14 protein-coding genes and 1 tRNA gene are annotated in these 18,296 nt (G+C 60.9%); all 15 read right to left on the bottom strand.

The window, feature by feature from the left end; translation table 11 throughout:
• On the bottom strand, positions 1-158 hold a 158-nt coding region (locus tag FAZ69_RS32700), incomplete at its 3' end, for a GTP-binding protein (RefSeq protein WP_240702566.1).
• A 48-nt stretch (positions 159-206) separates the two neighbouring features.
• Positions 207-2,309 carry an elongation factor G gene (gene fusA, locus FAZ69_RS32705; protein WP_136899568.1) on the bottom strand — a complete coding sequence of 701 codons (2,103 nt, stop codon included), beginning with the start codon at positions 2,307-2,309 and terminating at the stop codon, positions 207-209.
• 126 nt (positions 2,310-2,435) lie between these two features.
• Positions 2,436-2,906, bottom strand: a complete 471-nt coding sequence (rpsG, locus tag FAZ69_RS32710) for a 30S ribosomal protein S7 (RefSeq protein WP_027797954.1) — start codon at positions 2,904-2,906, stop codon at positions 2,436-2,438.
• A 211-nt stretch (positions 2,907-3,117) separates the two neighbouring features.
• On the bottom strand, positions 3,118-3,498 hold the full coding sequence (rpsL, locus tag FAZ69_RS32715) for a 30S ribosomal protein S12 (protein ID WP_006998493.1): 381 nt from the start codon (positions 3,496-3,498) through the stop codon (positions 3,118-3,120).
• A gap of 245 nt (positions 3,499-3,743) precedes the next feature.
• Positions 3,744-5,591, bottom strand: a complete 1,848-nt coding sequence (recQ, locus tag FAZ69_RS32720) for a DNA helicase RecQ (RefSeq protein ID WP_136899570.1) — start codon at positions 5,589-5,591, stop codon at positions 3,744-3,746.
• Positions 5,592-5,772: 181 nt separating this feature from the next.
• The gene (rpoC, locus tag FAZ69_RS32725) at positions 5,773-10,011 is read right to left on the bottom strand and encodes a DNA-directed RNA polymerase subunit beta' (protein ID WP_136899572.1); all 4,239 of its coding nucleotides are present in this window, start codon (positions 10,009-10,011) and stop codon (positions 5,773-5,775) included.
• A gap of 21 nt (positions 10,012-10,032) precedes the next feature.
• A complete protein-coding gene (gene rpoB, locus FAZ69_RS32730; protein ID WP_136899575.1) occupies positions 10,033-14,139 on the bottom strand; it encodes a DNA-directed RNA polymerase subunit beta in 4,107 nt (1,368 codons plus the stop codon).
• Between the two features lie 367 nt (positions 14,140-14,506).
• Positions 14,507-14,884, bottom strand: coding sequence for a 50S ribosomal protein L7/L12 (gene rplL / locus FAZ69_RS32735; protein ID WP_136899577.1), 378 nt, complete (start codon positions 14,882-14,884; stop codon positions 14,507-14,509).
• Between the two features lie 78 nt (positions 14,885-14,962).
• On the bottom strand, positions 14,963-15,460 hold the full coding sequence (gene rplJ / locus FAZ69_RS32740; protein ID WP_136899579.1) for a 50S ribosomal protein L10: 498 nt from the start codon (positions 15,458-15,460) through the stop codon (positions 14,963-14,965).
• A gap of 298 nt (positions 15,461-15,758) precedes the next feature.
• A complete protein-coding gene (gene rplA, locus FAZ69_RS32745; RefSeq protein WP_136899581.1) occupies positions 15,759-16,457 on the bottom strand; it encodes a 50S ribosomal protein L1 in 699 nt (232 codons plus the stop codon).
• Positions 16,458-16,889, bottom strand: coding sequence for a 50S ribosomal protein L11 (gene rplK / locus FAZ69_RS32750; protein WP_090541963.1), 432 nt, complete (start codon positions 16,887-16,889; stop codon positions 16,458-16,460). It abuts the gene before it with no gap.
• A gap of 150 nt (positions 16,890-17,039) precedes the next feature.
• Complete coding sequence (nusG, locus tag FAZ69_RS32755) at positions 17,040-17,597, bottom strand: transcription termination/antitermination protein NusG (RefSeq protein WP_028208939.1); 558 nt, start codon at positions 17,595-17,597, stop codon at positions 17,040-17,042.
• Position 17,598: 1 nt separating this feature from the next.
• On the bottom strand, positions 17,599-17,979 hold the full coding sequence (secE, locus tag FAZ69_RS32760; protein ID WP_136899583.1) for a preprotein translocase subunit SecE: 381 nt from the start codon (positions 17,977-17,979) through the stop codon (positions 17,599-17,601).
• A 35-nt stretch (positions 17,980-18,014) separates the two neighbouring features.
• A tRNA-Trp gene (locus tag FAZ69_RS32765) sits at positions 18,015-18,090 on the bottom strand.
• 67 nt (positions 18,091-18,157) lie between these two features.
• Positions 18,158-18,296: EF-Tu C-terminal domain-related protein (locus tag FAZ69_RS32770; RefSeq protein ID WP_080312955.1), on the bottom strand; the 139-nt coding region annotated here is incomplete at its 5' end.

Here is an 18,296-nt window from a genome sequence, read left to right on the forward strand (position 1 = left end):
GCCGCGTCGATTTCGTCGTACTTCTTCGCTTCGCCGCCGAACTTCGCCGACAGAACCGTCGCGATCGCCGCCGTCAGCGTCGTCTTACCGTGGTCAACGTGACCGATCGTGCCGACGTTCACGTGCGGCTTGGTCCGTTCGAATTTACCTTTAGCCATGTTTCTCTTCTTTCAAAAAAGTTGTTCGGTGAATGACTTGCCGACTGATTACTTCGACTTCGCGCTGATGATCGCTTCGGAGACGTTACGCGGCGCTTCAGCGTAATGCTTGAATTCCATCGTGTACGTTGCGCGACCTTGCGTCGCCGAGCGCAGCGACGTGGAGTAGCCGAACATTTCCGACAGCGGCACTTCGGCGCGGAGAATCTTGCCACCGCCAACCATGTCTTCCATGCCCTGGATCATGCCGCGACGGCCCGACAGGTCGCCCATCACGTTGCCCATGTAGTCTTCCGGCGTTTCCACTTCCACGGCCATCATCGGCTCGAGGATCACGGGGTTCGCGCGGCGCATCGCTTCCTTGAACGCCATCGAACCGGCCATGCGGAACGCGTTTTCGTTCGAGTCCACGTCGTGGTACGAACCGAACGTCAGGTGGACCTTCACGTCCACGACCGGGAAGCCCGCCAGCACGCCGGCCTTGAGCGTGTCAGCAATACCCTTGTCGACCGCCGGGATGTATTCGCGAGGAATGACACCGCCCTTGATCTCGTCGAGGAACTCGTAGCCCTTGCCTTGTTCGTTCGGCTCGAGCGTGATGACCGCATGGCCATATTGGCCGCGGCCGCCCGACTGCTTGACGAACTTGCCTTCGACGTCGGCAGCCGTGCTGCGGATCGTTTCGCGGTAGGCAACCTGCGGCTTGCCAACGGTTGCTTCCACGCCGAACTCACGCTTCATCCGGTCAACCAGAATTTCGAGGTGGAGCTCGCCCATGCCCGAAATGATGGTTTGACCCGATTCTTCGTCCGTTTGCACGCGGAACGACGGATCTTCCTGAGCCAGGCGGTTGAGCGCGAGGCCCATCTTTTCCTGGTCGGCCTTCGTCTTCGGCTCAACAGCCTGCGAAATCACCGGCTCCGGGAACACCATGCGCTCGAGCACGATCGGGTGCTGCGGATCGCACAACGTGTCCCCCGTCGTCGCTTCCTTCAGGCCCACGGCTGCCGCGATGTCGCCCGCGCGCACTTCCTTGATTTCTTCGCGCTGGTTCGCGTGCATTTGCAGAATACGGCCGAGGCGTTCCTTCTTGTCCTTGGTCGAGTTCAGCACAGTGTCGCCCGAGTTGACGACGCCCGAGTACACGCGGAAGAAGATCAACTGGCCGACGAACGGGTCGGTCATGATCTTGAATGCGAGGGCCGAGAACTTCTCGTCGTCCGACGCCTTGCGCTCAGCCGTTTCGCCGCTTTCCAGCTCGCCCTTGACCGGCGGAATGTCGACCGGCGACGGCAGGAAGTCGATCACGGCGTCGAGCATGCGCTGCACGCCCTTGTTCTTGAACGCGGTGCCGCACAGCATCGGCTGGATTTCGCAAGCGATCGTACGGTCGCGCAGCGCCTTGACGATCTCGGCGCGGGTCAGCGCCTCGCCGCCGAGGTACTTTTCCATCAGCTCTTCGCTCGCTTCGGCGGCCGACTCGACCATCTTCTCGCGCCACTCATTGCAGGTGTCAACGAGCTCGGCCGGGATGTCGACGTAGTCGAACTTCGTGCCTTGCGACGCTTCGTCCCAAATGATCGCTTTCATCTCGAGCAGATCGACGACGCCCTTGAAGCTTTCTTCCGAGCCGATCGGCACCACGACCGGAACCGGGTTCGCCTTCAGGCGGGTCTTCAGCTGGTCGTAGACCTTGAAGAAGTTTGCGCCGGTACGGTCCATCTTGTTGACGAACGCAAGACGCGGCACCTTGTACTTGTTAGCCTGGCGCCACACCGTTTCCGACTGCGGCTGCACGCCGCCCACCGCGCAGTACACCATGCACGCGCCGTCGAGCACGCGCATCGAGCGCTCCACTTCGATCGTGAAGTCGACGTGACCCGGGGTGTCGATGATGTTGATGCGGTGTTCCGGGTAGTTGCCAGCCATACCCTTCCAGAAGGCCGTCGTAGCAGCAGACGTGATGGTGATGCCGCGCTCTTGCTCCTGCTCCATCCAGTCCATCGTTGCCGCGCCGTCGTGCACTTCACCAATCTTGTGGTTCACGCCGGTGTAGAACAGGATGCGCTCGGTCGTCGTCGTCTTGCCGGCGTCGATGTGAGCGCTAATACCGATGTTACGGTAGCGCTCGATAGGTGTCTTACGAGCCACTTTGATCCTCTATTGGGATGGCGCGAAAAGTATGCATATAGTTTTCGCGCCCTAACACAAACGGGCGAGGCGCTGATAAGCGCACCCGCCCGGATATTTTTTCCGTTGCCTTTAGGGTTCGAAGGCTTAGAAACGGAAATGCGAGAACGCCTTGTTGGCCTCTGCCATCCGGTGAACCTCATCGCGCTTCTTCATCGCACCGCCACGGCCTTCAGCCGCTTCGGTCAGTTCACCAGCCAGGCGCAACGCCATCGACTTTTCGCTGCGCTTCTTCGCAGCCTCGCGCAACCAACGCATCGCCAATGCCATACGACGCGACGGACGCACTTCGACCGGAACCTGATAGTTCGCACCACCAACGCGGCGGCTCTTCACTTCCACCACCGGCTTCACGTTGTTGAGCGCGACAGTGAACACTTCCAGCGGGTCCTTGCCACCCTTGGTCTGGATCTGTTCGAAAGCGCCGTACACGATACGCTCGGCAACCGACTTCTTGCCCGAGAGCATCAGCACGTTCATGAATTTTGCAACATCTACGTTACCGAACTTCGGATCCGGCAACACTTCCCGCTTGGGGACTTCGCGACGACGCGGCATGTTTCTTCCTTTGACTTTTCAGTTGGAGCTGGGTCGAAACCCGATTAGCCCCGCGGCCACCAACTAACCCGATCCATCTTGACGACTAACCAGCTTGGCCGGGTGACCACTTACTCGATAGCACCAGCGAATCCGGCACCACCGCCTTTGACTACTTGACCACTCTTTATCGCTTTATCAGCAACGCCAAGCAGCCATACGAAGAGGCTGCTTACTTGCCAGCCTTGGCACGCTTCGCACCGTACTTCGAGCGAGCCTGCTTACGATCCTTGACGCCCTGGGTATCCAGCGAGCCGCGAACCATGTGGTAACGCACACCCGGCAAGTCCTTCACACGACCGCCGCGAATCAGCACGACCGAGTGTTCCTGCAGGTTGTGGCCTTCACCACCGATGTACGAAATAACTTCGAAGCCGTTCGTCAGACGCACCTTGGCGACCTTACGCAGCGCCGAGTTCGGCTTCTTCGGCGTCGTGGTGTACACACGAGTGCACACGCCGCGACGCTGGGGGCAGTCCTGCAAGGCCGGGCTCTTGCTCTTCGTCGTTTCCGACGCGCGGCCTTTGCGAACCAATTGATTGATGGTTGGCATTGTTTATTCCTGAAATTGAACAAAATCGACGCATCCGTTCCCGGGCAAAGCGGCAATGGATGCGTATCGAACTTCCTGCCTTGCTAGCCGGGCCGTGAGTTCACCCCTCGACCTAGCATGCCAAGAACCGGAACCCAGCATCATATTCGGAAAATGCCAACTACGTCAATAGCTTGCAGTGTTTCGGAAGCGGTCGGGGCTGGGGCGGGCAAGAAAACGGCGCGCACCGGTCAGAACATGCGCAATCAATCCGCGGCAACGACGTCCAGAAGCTCATCGCCGAAGCGATCGAGCTTGCGCGCGCCAATGCCGGGGATGTGGCGGAGATCGTCGATCGTGTCCGGGCCGCTGCGGGCAATTTCGGCCAGCGTGGCGTCGTGGAAGATCACGTAGGCCGGCACACCGTCGCTCTTCGCCGTTTCAGTGCGCCAGGCGCGCAGCCGGTCCCAGCGTGCGCGCTCGCGCGAACTCATGCCAGCGGTCGGATCGGCCCGCTCGCCGGTGCGGCTCGACGATTGACGCGTGCGGGTCGGCTTGACGTAGCGTCTCAAGGTGACCGTTTCTTCACCCTTCAACACGGGCTTGCTCGCTTCGGTGAGCACGAGCGCCCCGAATCCGTCATGATCGATCGCCAGATAGCCGAATGCGATCAGCTGGCGGAAAATCGCGCGCCACTCAGGCTCGGACAGGCTCGCGCCGATGCCGAAGGTGCTGAGGTTTTCGTGTCCGCGCTGAAGGATCTTCTCGTTGCGGTTGCCGCGCAGGATGTCGATCAGATGCCCTGCGCCAAAATGGAAGCCGCTCGCCCGCTGCGCGCGAAACACGCACGACAGCGCCATCTGCGCTTCGCGCGTGGCATCCCATGACGCCGGCGGCTCTAGGCAAGTGTCGCAATTGCCGCACGGCTCACTGGCCTCGCCGAAGTAGGCGAGCAGGCGCACGCGGCGGCAGGAGGCGGTCTCGCACAGGCCCAGGAGCGCGTCGAGCTTGCCGGTCTGCACACGCTTATGCGCGTCGTCGGCATCGGACTCGTCGATCATCTTGCGCTGCTGCACCACGTCGCCGAGCCCGTACGCCATCCAGGCATTAGCCGGCAATCCGTCGCGGCCCGCGCGGCCCGTCTCCTGGTAGTAACCTTCCACGCTCTTGGGCAGATCCATATGCGCGACGAAGCGCACGTCCGGCTTGTCGATGCCCATGCCGAAGGCGATCGTCGCGCACATCACGATGCCCTCTTCGCGCTGGAACATTTCCTGGTGCCGCTGGCGGACTTCGAATTCCATCCCCGCGTGATACGGCAGAGCGCGCATGCCTTGCGCCTTCAGCCACTCCGCAGTCTCTTCGACCTTCCGGCGCGACAGGCAGTACACGACGCCGGCATCCGTCGTGCCGTCGGAGTTCGTATGCTCGGATCGGATGAAGTCGAGAAGCTGTGCGCGCGCATTGTCCTTCTCGGCGATGCGATAACGGATGTTCGGCCGATCGAAGCTCGACACGAAAATGCGTGCGTCATCGAGCGCGAGGCGGTGCACGATCTCGTCTCGCGTAATCGCATCGGCGGTCGCGGTGAGTGCGATGCGCGGCACCGACGGAAACTGCTCGTGCAGCACGGAAAGCTTGATGTACTCGGGGCGGAAATCGTGCCCCCATTGCGACACGCAATGCGCTTCGTCGATCGCGAACAAGCCGATGCGCGCGCGTTCGAGCAGATCGAGAAAGCGCGGCGTCATCAGCCGTTCCGGAGCGACGTACAGCAGATCGAGGTCGCCCTCGCGCAGCGCGCGTTCGGTCGCGGCCGCCTCGGCGCCGGAGAGCGTCGAGTTCAAATACGCGGCCTTCACACCGAGCTCGGTAAGCGCGGCGACCTGGTCCTGCATCAGCGCGATCAACGGTGAGACGACGATGCCTGCGCCAAGCCCGGCTTCGCGCCGCACCAGCGACGGGATCTGGTAGCACAGCGATTTGCCGCCGCCCGTCGGCATCAGCACGAGACAATCGCCGCCGCCGGCGACATGTTCGACGATGTCGCCCTGCTGCCCTCTGAAGGCGGGGTAACCGAAGGTTTCATTGAGGATGTCGAGGGCGCGGGACATGAAGGCAGAGGCAGGCAGGGAAGTGCGGGTTGGACGAATTTTACCAATGCGCCGCCGTGTAAAACGATCCAAACGAAAACGTTGGCCATTCGGCCAATAAAAAAGCCGCCCAGTCGAAACTGGGCGGCTTTCAAGCCTTAAGCGACCAACTGAGCGGCCAAGCGGCTCACGCCGCCCGAGCTTACTCCGCCGATTGCTGCTGCTCGGCAGCCGGAGTTTCCGGCGTGCCGAACTCGAACGCCTCTTCGGCCGCGATCTGATCGTAACGCTCGCGATCGGACAGCTCCTTGCTCTTGCGCGCCTTGTGGAACGCGAGACCCGTACCGGCCGGAATCAGACGGCCGACGATCACGTTTTCCTTCAGGCCACGCAGATCGTCGCGCTTGCCCATGATCGCCGCCTCGGTCAGCACGCGCGTCGTTTCCTGGAACGATGCAGCCGAGATGAACGAGTCGGTCGACAGCGACGCCTTCGTGATACCGAGCAGCACGTTCTCGTACGTCGACGGACGCTTGTCGTCCGCGTTCATGCGGTCGTTCTCGTCGAGCATGTCCGACCGCTCGACTTGTTCGCCCGGGATGAAACGCGTATCGCCGTTGTCGGAGATCTGCACGCGGCGCAGCATCTGACGCACGATGACTTCGATGTGCTTGTCGTTGATCTTCACGCCCTGCAGACGGTACACGTCCTGCACTTCGTCCACGATGTAGCGCGACAGCGCCTCGATACCCTGCAGACGCAGGATGTCGTGCGGATCGGCCGGACCGTCGACGATCATTTCGCCCTTGTTGACGACCTGACCATCGTGCACCAGGACCTGCTTTTCCTTCGCGATCAGGAACTCGTGCTGGTTGCCCTCGAGGTCCGTGATGACGAGACGCTGCTTGCCCTTCGTGTCCTTACCGAACGACACCGTGCCGGTGACTTCCGCCAGGATGCCGGCGTCCTTCGGCGAGCGCGCTTCGAACAGCTCGGCCACGCGCGGCAGACCACCGGTAATGTCACGCGTCTTCTGCGATTCGGTCGGGATACGTGCGAGCACTTCACCAACCTGCACCTGTTGACCGTCCTTCACCGTGATCAGCGCGCCGACCTGGAAGCCGATCTGCACCGAGTGCTCGGTGCCCGGGATCTTCACTTCCTCGCCGCTCGCGTCGAGCAGTTTCACCTGCGGACGCACGCTCTTCGAAGCCTGCGAGCCGCGGCGCTTCACGTCGATCACGACGAGCGTCGAGAGGCCCGTCACGTCGTCGATCTGCTTGGCGACCGTCACGCCTTCCTCGACGTTTTCGAACTTCACCGTACCGCCGTACTCGGTGATGATCGGACGCGTCATCGGATCCCACGTGGCCAGCTGCGTGCCCGCCTTGATCTGCGCGCCGTCGAGCTGCAACAGCGTGGCGCCGTACGGCACCTTGTGGCGTTCGCGCTCGCGGCCGTGGTCGTCGGTGATCATCGCTTCGCCCGAGCGCGAGATGACGATCTGCTCGCCCTTCGCGTTCGTCACGTAGCGCATCGTCGCCGTGAAGCGCACCGTACCGTTCGACTTCGCTTCGACCGACGAAGCCACCGCCGCACGCGATGCCGCACCACCGATGTGGAACGTACGCATCGTCAACTGCGTGCCCGGCTCACCGATCGACTGCGCCGCGATCACGCCGACCGCTTCGCCGACGTTCACGAGCGAGCCGCGGCCCAGGTCGCGGCCATAGCAGGCCGCGCACAAGCCATAGCGCGTTTCGCAGGTGAGCGGCGTGCGCACGCGCACTTCGTCGATGCCGAGGCGCTCGATCTCTTCAACCGCCGTTTCATCGAGCAGCGTGCCCGCTTCGTACAGCGTCTCTTGCGATTCCGGGTTGACGACGTCAGCCACCGCGACGCGGCCGAGAATCCGGTCGCGCAGCGCTTCGACGACTTCACCGCCTTCGACCAGCGCCTTCATCGCCACGCCTTGGCTCGTGCCGCAATCGTCTTCGACCACGACGAGATCCTGCGTCACGTCAACGAGACGACGCGTCAGGTAACCCGAGTTCGCCGTCTTCAGTGCCGTATCAGCCAGACCCTTACGCGCGCCGTGGGTCGAGATGAAGTACTGCAACACGTTCAGACCTTCGCGGAAGTTCGCAGTAATCGGCGTTTCGATAATCGAGCCGTCCGGCTTCGCCATCAGGCCGCGCATACCGGCCAACTGACGAATCTGCACCGCCGAGCCCCGGGCGCCCGAGTCGGCCATCATGTAGATCGAGTTGAACGATTCCTGGCGCGTTTCCTTGCCGTCGCGGTCGATCACCGGCTCCGTCGACAGCTGTTCCATCATCGCCTTGCCGACCGCTTCCGACGTCGCCGACCAGATGTCGACCACGTTGTTGTATCGCTCCTGCGCGGTAACGAGACCCGACATGTACTGGCGGTCGTACTCCTTCACCTTCTTCGCAGCGTCGCCGACGATCTGCTCCTTCTGCGGCGGCACGAGCATGTCGTCCACGCAGATGGAGATACCGGCGCGCGTTGCCAGACGGAAGCCCGACTGCATCAGCTGGTCGGCGAAGACCACCGTCGCGCGCAGACCGCACTTGCGGAATGCCGTGTTGATCAGGCGCGAGATTTCCTTCTTCTTGAGCGGCTTGTTCAGCACCGAGAACGGCAGGCCCGGCGGCAAGATTTCCGACAGGATCGAGCGGCCGACGGTCGTCGCGTACAGCGAGATCTTCGGCACGAACTGCGGCGCACCTTCCGACGTGTCTTCGTTGCGGACCATTTCGGTGATCCGCACGTTGACGCGCGAGGCGAGTTCGACTTCCTTGTTCTCGTACGCGCGCAGCACCTCCGACACGCCCGTGAACGACAGGCCTTCGCCCTTGCCGTTCACCGCTTCACGCGTCGCGTAGTAGAGGCCGAGCACGATATCCTGCGACGGTACGATCGACGGATCGCCGTTGGCCGGGAACAGCACGTTGTTCGACGCCAGCATCAGCGTGCGAGCTTCCATCTGCGCTTCGAGCGACAGCGGCACGTGAACGGCCATCTGGTCGCCGTCGAAGTCGGCGTTGAACGCCGCGCAGACGAGCGGGTGCAGCTGGATTGCCTTGCCTTCGATCAGCACCGGCTCGAAAGCCTGAATGCCGAGACGGTGCAGCGTCGGCGCACGGTTCAGCATCACCGGGTGCTCGCGGATCACCTCTTCCAAGATGTCCCACACGACCGGCGTCTGGTTCTCGACTTCCTTCTTCGCCGCCTTGATGGTCGTCGCGACGCCCATCACTTCGAGCTTGTTGAAGATGAACGGCTTGAACAGCTCGAGCGCCATCAGCTTCGGCAGACCGCACTGGTGCAGCTTGAGCGTCGGGCCGACCACGATGACCGAACGGCCCGAGTAGTCGACGCGCTTACCGAGCAGGTTCTGACGGAAGCGGCCGCCCTTGCCCTTGATCATGTCAGCGAGCGACTTCAGCGGACGCTTGTTCGCTCCCGTCATCGCCTTGCCGCGACGGCCGTTGTCGAGCAGCGAATCGACGGCTTCCTGCAGCATCCGCTTTTCGTTGCGGACGATGATTTCCGGCGCCTTCAGCTCGAGCAGACGCTTCAACCGGTTGTTACGGTTGATCACGCGGCGGTACAGGTCGTTCAGGTCCGACGTCGCGAAACGGCCGCCGTCGAGCGGGACGAGCGGACGCAGTTCCGGCGGCAGCACCGGCAGCACTTCGAGCACCATCCAGTCGGGCTTGATGCCCGAACGCTGGAAGGCCTCGAGCACTTTCAGGCGCTTCGCGTACTTCTTGATCTTCGCTTCCGAACCCGTGTTCTTGAGTTCGGTGCGCAGCATCTCGACCTGCTCGTCGATGTTGATCGCGCGCAGCAGCTCGCGCACGCCTTCCGCGCCCATTTCGGCACGGAATTCGTCGCCGTATTCCTCGACCTTGTTGTAGTAATCCTCTTCGGTCATGATCTGACGCGCTTTCAGCGGCGTCATACCCGGATCGATCACCACATACGCTTCGAAGTACAGCACGCGCTCGATGTCGCGCAGCGTCATGTCGAGCACCATGCCCAGACGCGATGGCAGCGACTTCAAGAACCAAATGTGCGCGACCGGCGAGGCCAGCTCGATGTGGCCCATGCGCTCACGGCGCACCTTTGCCAACGTCACTTCGACGCCGCACTTCTCGCAGATCACGCCGCGGTGCTTCAGGCGCTTGTACTTGCCGCAAAGGCATTCGTAGTCCTTGATCGGCCCGAAGATCTTCGCGCAGAACAGACCATCCCGCTCAGGCTTGAACGTGCGGTAGTTGATGGTTTCCGGCTTCTTCACTTCGCCGAACGACCACGAACGAATCTTGTCGGGCGAGGCCAGACCGATCTTGATCGCGTCAAAAACTTCTTCTTGTTGGACTTGCTTGAATAGATCGAGCAGAGCTTTCATTGCTTTCTCTCCGTAGTCCGATTAGTTGCGGTCGAGATCGATGTCGATACCGAGCGAGCGGATTTCCTTCACGAGCACATTGAAGGATTCCGGCATGCCCGCATCGATCACGTGATCGCCCTTGACCAGGTTCTCGTACACCTTGGTCCGGCCCGTCACGTCGTCCGACTTGACCGTCAGCATTTCTTGCAGCACATACGATGCGCCATACGCCTCGAGCGCCCACACTTCCATCTCACCGAAACGCTGGCCGCCGAACTGCGCCTTACCGCCGAGCGGCTGCTGCGTCACGAGCGAGTACGGGCCCGTCGAACGCGCGTGCATCTTGTCGTCGACCAAGTGGTGCAGTTTCAGGTAGTGCATGTAGCCGACCGTCACCGTGCGCTCGAACATCTCGCCCGTGCGGCCGTCGTACAGGCGAACCTGATTCTTCGACGGCGTCATGCCCAGTTGCTTCGCGATCTCATCCGGGAAGGCCAGATCCAGCGCGCGCGACATTTCCTCTTCCGTCGCACCGTCGAACACCGGCGTCGCGAACGGCACGCCTTCGCGCAGGTTCTTCGCCAGCTCGACGATTTCGTCATCGGAGAAGCTGTCGAGCTCTTCCGCGCGGCCCGACTCGTTGTAAATCTTCGTCAGGAACTCGCGCAGCTCGGCGATCTTCGCCTGACGCTGCAGCATTTCACCGATCCGCCAGCCGAGACCCTTCGCAGCCCAGCCCAGGTGCACTTCGAGCACCTGACCCACGTTCATCCGCGACGGCACGCCGAGCGGGTTCAGCACGACGTCTGCCGGACGGCCGTCGGCCATGTACGGCATGTCTTCGATCGGGACGATCTTCGACACGACACCCTTGTTACCGTGACGGCCTGCCATCTTGTCGCCAGGCTGCAGACGGCGCTTCACCGCAACGTACACCTTGACCATCTTCAGCACGCCCGGCGGCAGTTCGTCGCCTTGCGTGAGCTTCTTGCGCTTCTCTTCGAACGCGAGGTCGAACTGGTGACGCTTCTCTTCGATCGAGTTCTTGATCGCTTCGAGCTGAGCCGCTGCTTCTTCGTCCGCGAGGCGGATGTCGAACCAGTGGTAGTGGTCCAGATCTTCCAGGTAGGCCTGTTCGATCTTCGTGCCCTTCGCGAGCTTCTTCGGACCGCCGTTTGCGACCTTGCCTTCGAGCATGCGCGCGAGACGCTGGAATGCATCGCCTTCCACGATACGCAGCTGGTCGTTCAGGTCGAGGCGATAACGCTTCAGTTCATCGTCGATGATCTGTTGCGCACGCTTGTCGCGCTGGATGCCTTCACGCGTGAACACCTGCACGTCGATGACCGTGCCGCTCATGCCCGACGGCACGCGCAGCGACGTATCCTTCACGTCCGATGCCTTCTCGCCGAAGATCGCGCGCAGCAGCTTTTCTTCCGGCGTCAGCTGGGTTTCGCCCTTCGGCGTAACCTTGCCGACCAGCACGTCGCCCGCTTCGACTTCCGCGCCGATGTACACGATGCCCGACTCGTCGAGACGGCCAAGCTGCACTTCCGCGAGGTTCGAGATGTCGCGCGTGATTTCTTCCGGCCCGAGCTTCGTGTCGCGAGCGACAACGTTCAGCTCTTCGATGTGGATCGACGTGTAGCGATCGTCCGCAACCACCTTCTCCGAGATCAGGATCGAGTCTTCGAAGTTGTAGCCGTTCCACGGCATGAACGCGATCAGCATGTTCTGGCCGAGCGCCAGCTCACCCAGATCCGTCGAGGCGCCGTCAGCCAGCACGTCGCCGCGCGCAACCTTGTCGCCGACCTTCACGATCGGGCGCTGGTTGATGTTCGTGTTCTGGTTCGAACGCGTGTACTTGATGAGGTTGTAGATGTCGACACCGACCTCACCCGCCACCGCTTCGTCGTCGTTCACGCGAATCACGATACGGCCTGCGTCGACGTAATCGACCACGCCACCGCGGAACGCCTGAACCGTCGTGCCCGAGTCGACCGCCACCGTGCGCTCGATACCCGTGCCGACCACGGCCTTCTCAGGACGCAGACACGGCACAGCCTGACGCTGCATGTTCGAACCCATCAATGCACGGTTCGCGTCGTCGTGCTCGAGGAACGGAATCAGCGAGGCCGCCACCGACACGATCTGCGACGGCGCCACGTCCATGTACTGGATGCGGTCCGGCGTGACCATCAGCGTTTCGCCGGCTTCACGCGACGAAACCAGTTCGTCGGTCAGCGTGCCGTCGTCGGCCACCGCCGCGTTCGCCTGCGCGATCACGTAACGGCCTTCTTCGATCGCCGACAGATAGTCGATCTGGTCGGTCACCTTGCCGTCCGTCACCTTGCGATACGGCGTTTCGAGGAAGCCGTACTCGTTCAGGTGCGCGTACAGCGCGAGCGAGTTGATCAGACCGATGTTCGGACCTTCCGGCGTTTCAATCGGGCACACGCGGCCGTAGTGGGTCGGGTGCACGTCGCGGACTTCGAAGCCCGCGCGCTCGCGCGTCAGACCGCCCGGGCCAAGAGCCGAAACACGGCGCTTGTGGGTGATTTCCGACAGCGGGTTGGTCTGGTCCATGAACTGCGACAGCTGTGACGAACCGAAGAACTCGCGAATCGCCGACGAAATCGGCTTCGAGTTGATCAGGTCGTGCGGCATCAGGTTTTCGCTTTCGGCCTGGCCGAGGCGCTCCTTCACCGCGCGCTCGACACGCACGAGACCGGCGCGGAACTGGTTCTCCGCCAGTTCACCGACGCAACGCACGCGACGGTTGCCCAAGTGGTCGATATCGTCCACTTCGCCCTTGCCGTTGCGCAGCTCGACGAGGATCTTGATCGTCGCGAGGATGTCGTCGTCCTGCAGCGTCATCGGGCCGACGATTTCATCGCGGCCGACACGGCGGTTGAACTTCATACGGCCGACCTTCGACAGGTCGTAAGCGTCTTCGCTGTAGAACAGACGATTGAACAGCGCCTCGACCGCTTCTTCGGTCGGCGGTTCGCCCGGACGCATCATGCGGTAGATCGCGATGCGCGCGGCCGTCCTGTCGGCGGTTTCGTCGATGCGCAGCGTCGACGAGATGTACGGACCTTGGTCCAAATCGTTCGTGTAGAGCGTCTGGATGTCCTTGATCTTCGCTTCGCGCAGCTTTTCGAGCGTGCTTTCGCCGATTTCTTCGTTCGCATTCGCGATCACTTCACCGGTATCGCCATCGACGACGTTCTTCGCCAGCACGCGGCCGATCAGATAGTCTTCGGGGACCGAAATGAATTTCGTCTTCGCGTTTTCGAGGTCGCGGATATGCTTCGCGTTGATCCGCTTGTCCTTCGTGACGATGACATTGCCGTCGCGATCCGAGATGTCGAAACGCGCGACTTCGCCACGCAGACGCTCGGGCACAAATTCCATTTGTGCGCCTTCGGGCATCAGCGAGAAGTTGTCGAACACGAAGAAGTTCGCGAGGATCTGCTCCGGCGTGAGGCCAATCGCCTTCAGCAGGATCGTGACCGGCATCTTGCGGCGGCGGTCGACGCGGAAGTACAGCACGTCCTTCGGATCGAATTCGAAGTCGAGCCATGAGCCGCGGTAAGGGATGATGCGAGCCGAGAAGAGCAGCTTGCCCGAGCTATGCGTCTTGCCCTTGTCGTGCTCGAAGAACACGCCAGGCGAACGGTGGAGCTGCGACACGATCACGCGCTCCGTGCCGTTGATGACGAACGAGCCGGTCGGCGTCATGAGCGGAATTTCGCCCATGTACACTTCCTGCTCCTTCACTTCCTTCACGACGGGCTTGCTCGGCGATTCCTTGTCGAGCAGCACCAGGCGCACTTTGGCGCGCAGCGCCGAGCAGTACGTGAGGCCGCGCTGCTGACATTCCTTGATGTTGAACGCCGGCGGCGACAACATATAGCTGACGAACTCTAGACGAGCGAAGCCGTTGTGAGAAACAATCGGGAAAACGGACGTGAACGCCGCTTGCAAACCTTCGGGCTTGCGCTGGGCAGTCGGCACATCCGCTTGCAGAAACGTGCTGAATGATTCAAGCTGGGTAGCCAGCAGGAAAGGTACTTGGTGAACGATGGGGCGCTTCGCAAAGTTCTTGCGAATACGCTTCTTCTCGGTGAAGGAATATTGCATACGATCTCCGAATCACGGCGGGCATTGTCGAGGCTGCGAACCTTGATGAGACAATCCGAGTGTTCACCGACTGAGACCCGATGGCCGTCCGATGGCTTGAACGAGCCTTAGAAGCTTGGTGGTTGGCCGCTACCAACCGCTGGCTGACGGCAGCGGATGCCTGTGTTGCCCGCTACCCGACCAAACTTGCCTTCTGCAGTCGCTTCAGAAGACAAAGAGAAGCACCGGTCAGTTGTCCCGAAAGGTGTTTCTCTTTGGCTTCTGGGGCTACGTTTTTGCCGATTACCTAGCGCAAAAACACTGTCCCCACAAAGCACAAAAAGGCCGGCGGTGAAAAACCGCCAGCCTTCGCACAGCGCGCAGGGTCTTACTTGATTTCAGCCTTCGCGCCAGCTTCTTCCAACTTCTTCTTGGCTTCTTCAGCAGCAGCCTTGGGCACCGCTTCCTTCACGGGCTTCGGTGCACCGTCGACCAAGTCCTTCGCTTCCTTCAGGCCCAGGCCCGTCAGTTCACGAACAGCCTTAATCACGGAAACCTTGTTCGCGCCGGTTTCCGTCAGGATCACCGTGAACTCGGTTTGCTCTTCAACAGCTGCAGCGGCACCGCCGCCACCTGCCGGGCCCGCCACGGCAACAGCCGCTGCCGACACGCCAAACTTCTCTTCGAACGCCTTGACCAGCTCGTTCAGTTCCAGAACTGACATCGAGCCTACGGCTTCGAGGATGTCTTCTTTTGCGATTGCCATTTGAAATACTCCTAAATTGAATTCGGATACAGCCAGCGATCCATCGCGCTCAACTGAAGCGCGCTATGCATCCTGCGATCAAGCAGCTTCGCCTTGCTTCTTTTCTGCCAGCGCGGCCAGAGCGCGCGCAAAGCCGGAAACAGGCGCTTGCATAACGAACAACAGCTTGGAGAGCAGTTCCTCGCGGCTCGGGATGTTGGCAAGCGCTTGCACGCCAGCCTTGTCCATCACCTTGCCTTCGTAGGCACCGGCCTTGATGATCAACTTGTCGTTGCTCTTGCTGAAGTCGTTGACGACCTTAGCAGCGGCAATTGCATCTTCCGAGATGCCGTAGATCAGCGGACCAGTCATCTGCTCTGCCAGCGGAGCAAACGGGGTACCTTCGACAGCGCGACGCGCCAGCGTGTTTTTCAACACGCGCAGGTACACCTGTTGCTCGCGCGCTTTCGCGCGCAGCTTGGTCAGATCGCCAACCGTGATCCCACGATACTCAGCCAGAACGACGGTCTGGGCCTTCGCGACTTGCGCGGAGACCTCAGCGACGACGGCCTGCTTGCTTTCTTTGTTCAGTGGCACGGTTAACCTCCAGATTCGATACACGTGGCGAGATGCCTTGTGTATCGCATTCAACAACGGCGTCCGAGGTTTAGGAGTATTTCGACCGACCGTTGCTCACGTCGCGGACAACAACCGGTTTCATCACTTCAAAACTGTTTCGGGTTCGCCATCTGCGTTGGCTTTGCATTAAGGAAACACCTAGCTGCTGCGTTCCCGCCAACGGTCTTTGACAACCGGCCGTTCAATGCAGACTGCCATCTCACGACCGCCCAAAGCCCATAACACCGCGCCGGACCTACCCGGCGCAGCAAATTTCTTACTGTGCTGCGAGCGTCGCTTGGTCGACGCGCACGCCAACACCCATCGTGCTCGACAAAGCGATCTTGCGCAGGTACACGCCCTTGCTCGTCGCCGGCTTCGCCTTCTGCAGCGCTTCGACGAGCGCCGACAGGTTGGTGCGCAGCGCGCTCGGCTCGAATGACGCACGACCGATCGTCGCGTGAATGATACCGGCCTTGTCGACGCGGAATTGAACCTGACCCGCCTTGGCGTTCTTCACTGCCGTAGCGACATCGGGCGTCACCGTACCGACCTTCGGGTTCGGCATCAGGCCACGCGGGCCGAGGATCTGACCCAGCGTACCGACAACGCGCATCGTGTCCGGCGAAGCGATCACGACGTCGAAGTTCAGGTTGCCAGCCTTGATCTGCTCAGCAAGGTCTTCCATGCCGACGATTTCGGCGCCAGCGGCTTTCGCCTGCTCGGCCTTTTCGCCTTGCGCGAAGACAGCGACGCGAACCGACTTGCCGGTACCAGCCGGCAGAACGACCGAACCGCGAACCACTTGATCCGACTTCTTCGCATCGATGCCGAGCTGGACCGCCACGTCGATCGACTCGTCGAACTTGGCGTTTGCGCATTCCTTCACGAGGGCGAGCGCGTCGTCGATCGGGTACAGCTTCTGACGATCAACTTTGTTTGCAAATGCTTGCAGACGCTTCGAAAGCTTAGCCATTTACACGCCCTCCACGGTGATGCCCATCGAGCGGGCGCTGCCAGCGATTGTACGAACCGCTGCGTCCATATCAGCTGCCGTAAGGTCCGGCATCTTCGTCTTGGCGATTTCTTCGGCTTGCGCACGAGTAATCTTGCCGACCTTGTCGGTGTGCGGCTTGCTCGAACCCTTGTCGACCTTCGCGGCCTTCTTGATCAGAACCGTAGCCGGCGGCGTCTTCAGAACGAACGTGAAGCTCTTGTCCGCGAAAGCCGTGATCACGACCGGAACCGGCAAGCCCGGCTCCATGGCTTGAGTCTGCGCGTTGAACGCCTTGCAGAACTCCATGATGTTCAGGCCGCGCTGGCCCAGTGCCGGACCGACCGGCGGCGACGGGTTGGCTTTACCTGCAGGAATCTGCAGCTTGATAAAGCCGATGATTTTCTTTGCCATGTTGAAAACCTCGTTGGAACGCGTAAGCGTTCGGTGAGTAGTAACGCGCGCTCGCCTGTGATGGCTACTGACGCTCCTCAACGGCCATTACGCGGACCGTAAGCGCGAAAGACGGATCGCGCCTTTCGACGCGATCCGCAGGAAACCGGATTACAATTTTTCGACCTGGCCGAATTCGAGTTCGACAGGTGTCGCACGGCCAAAAATCGTGACGGAAACACGGACGCGCGATTTCTCGTAATTCACTTCTTCGACGCTGCCATTGAAGTCCGTAAACGGACCCTCCTTCACTCGGACCATCTCGCCGACCTCGAACAAGGTCTTCGGACGCGGCTTCTCAACGCCCTCCTGCATCTGCGACATGATTTTTTCGACTTCCCGCGGAGAAATCGGGCTCGGGCGATTACGCGCCCCGCCTACGAAGCCCGTCACCTTGGCCGTGTTTTTCACGAGGTGCCAGGTTTCGTCGGTCATTTCCATTTCCACCAGCACATAGCCAGGGAAGAAACGACGCTCGGTCACCGACTTGTGACCGCCCTTCACTTCGACCACCTCCTCCGTCGGGACGAGAATTTGGCCGAATTTATCCTGCATGCCAGCACGTTCGATGCGCTCCTGAAGCGCACGTTGCACGCTCTTCTCCATGCCGGAGTAGGCGTGCACGACGTACCAACGTTTACCGCTCGGGGATGCCGGAGTATCGCTCATATCATTTCCAACCCAGAATCGCCGAGAAAATCACCCATTCAATGGATTTGTCGCTAACCCAAAGAAACACCGCCATCACAAACACAAAGCCGAAAACAACGAGCGTTGTTTGCGTGGCTTCCTTGCGGGTCGGCCATACGACCTTGCGGACTTCTTTGTAAGAGTCCTTGGCGAATGCGATGAAACCCTTACCGGGGGTGGAGAGAAGACCGACCACAACACCGGCGATGACCCCAACGACAAGAGCCGCGCCGCGAACATACCACTCCTGGCCGCCGAGCCAAAAAAAACCCACGAACCCGGCCAAGACCAACAATACGCCCGCGACGAGCATCAATTTATCGCTGGATGTATTTACAGTTTCGACGGAAGGATTCGCCATAACACCTTAACGAGCGCCCATGAGGACGCGAGAATTGGCAGGGGCAGAGGGAATCGAACCCCCAACCTTCGGTTTTGGAGACCGACGCTCTGCCAGTTGAGCTATACCCCTAAACCATTTTGGGGTCGGCGACATCACCAACCCCGAAACTACCGATCAACGAGACTTAACTGGCTTCTTACTCGATGATCTTGGCGACGACACCTGCGCCGACGGTACGACCGCCTTCGCGGATTGCGAAGCGCAGACCTTCTTCCATCGCGATCGGCGCAATCAGCTTCACCGTGATCGACACGTTGTCGCCCGGCATCACCATT

Source organism: Trinickia terrae (assembly GCF_005144415.1).
In the GTDB taxonomy this organism is placed as follows: Bacteria; Pseudomonadota; Gammaproteobacteria; order Burkholderiales; family Burkholderiaceae; genus Trinickia_A; species Trinickia_A terrae.

What these genes read in the sequence shown, in the direction of transcription:
- rpsG (WP_027797954.1), bottom strand. Translation starts at nt 2,906, where the DNA reads ATGCCGCGTCGTCGCGAAGTCCCCAAGCGGGAAGTGTTGCCGGATCCG.
- rpsL (WP_006998493.1), bottom strand. Translation starts at nt 3,498, where the DNA reads ATGCCAACCATCAATCAATTGGTTCGCAAAGGCCGCGCGTCGGAAACG.
- recQ (WP_136899570.1), bottom strand. Translation starts at nt 5,591, where the DNA reads ATGTCCCGCGCCCTCGACATCCTCAATGAAACCTTCGGTTACCCCGCC.
- rpoC (WP_136899572.1), bottom strand. Translation starts at nt 10,011, where the DNA reads ATGAAAGCTCTGCTCGATCTATTCAAGCAAGTCCAACAAGAAGAAGTT.
- rpoB (WP_136899575.1), bottom strand. Translation starts at nt 14,139, where the DNA reads ATGCAATATTCCTTCACCGAGAAGAAGCGTATTCGCAAGAACTTTGCG.
- rplL (WP_136899577.1), bottom strand. Translation starts at nt 14,884, where the DNA reads ATGGCAATCGCAAAAGAAGACATCCTCGAAGCCGTAGGCTCGATGTCA.
- rplA (WP_136899581.1), bottom strand. Translation starts at nt 16,457, where the DNA reads ATGGCTAAGCTTTCGAAGCGTCTGCAAGCATTTGCAAACAAAGTTGAT.
- rplK (WP_090541963.1), bottom strand. Translation starts at nt 16,889, where the DNA reads ATGGCAAAGAAAATCATCGGCTTTATCAAGCTGCAGATTCCTGCAGGT.
- nusG (WP_028208939.1), bottom strand. Translation starts at nt 17,597, where the DNA reads ATGAGCGATACTCCGGCATCCCCGAGCGGTAAACGTTGGTACGTCGTG.
- secE (WP_136899583.1), bottom strand. Translation starts at nt 17,979, where the DNA reads ATGGCGAATCCTTCCGTCGAAACTGTAAATACATCCAGCGATAAATTG.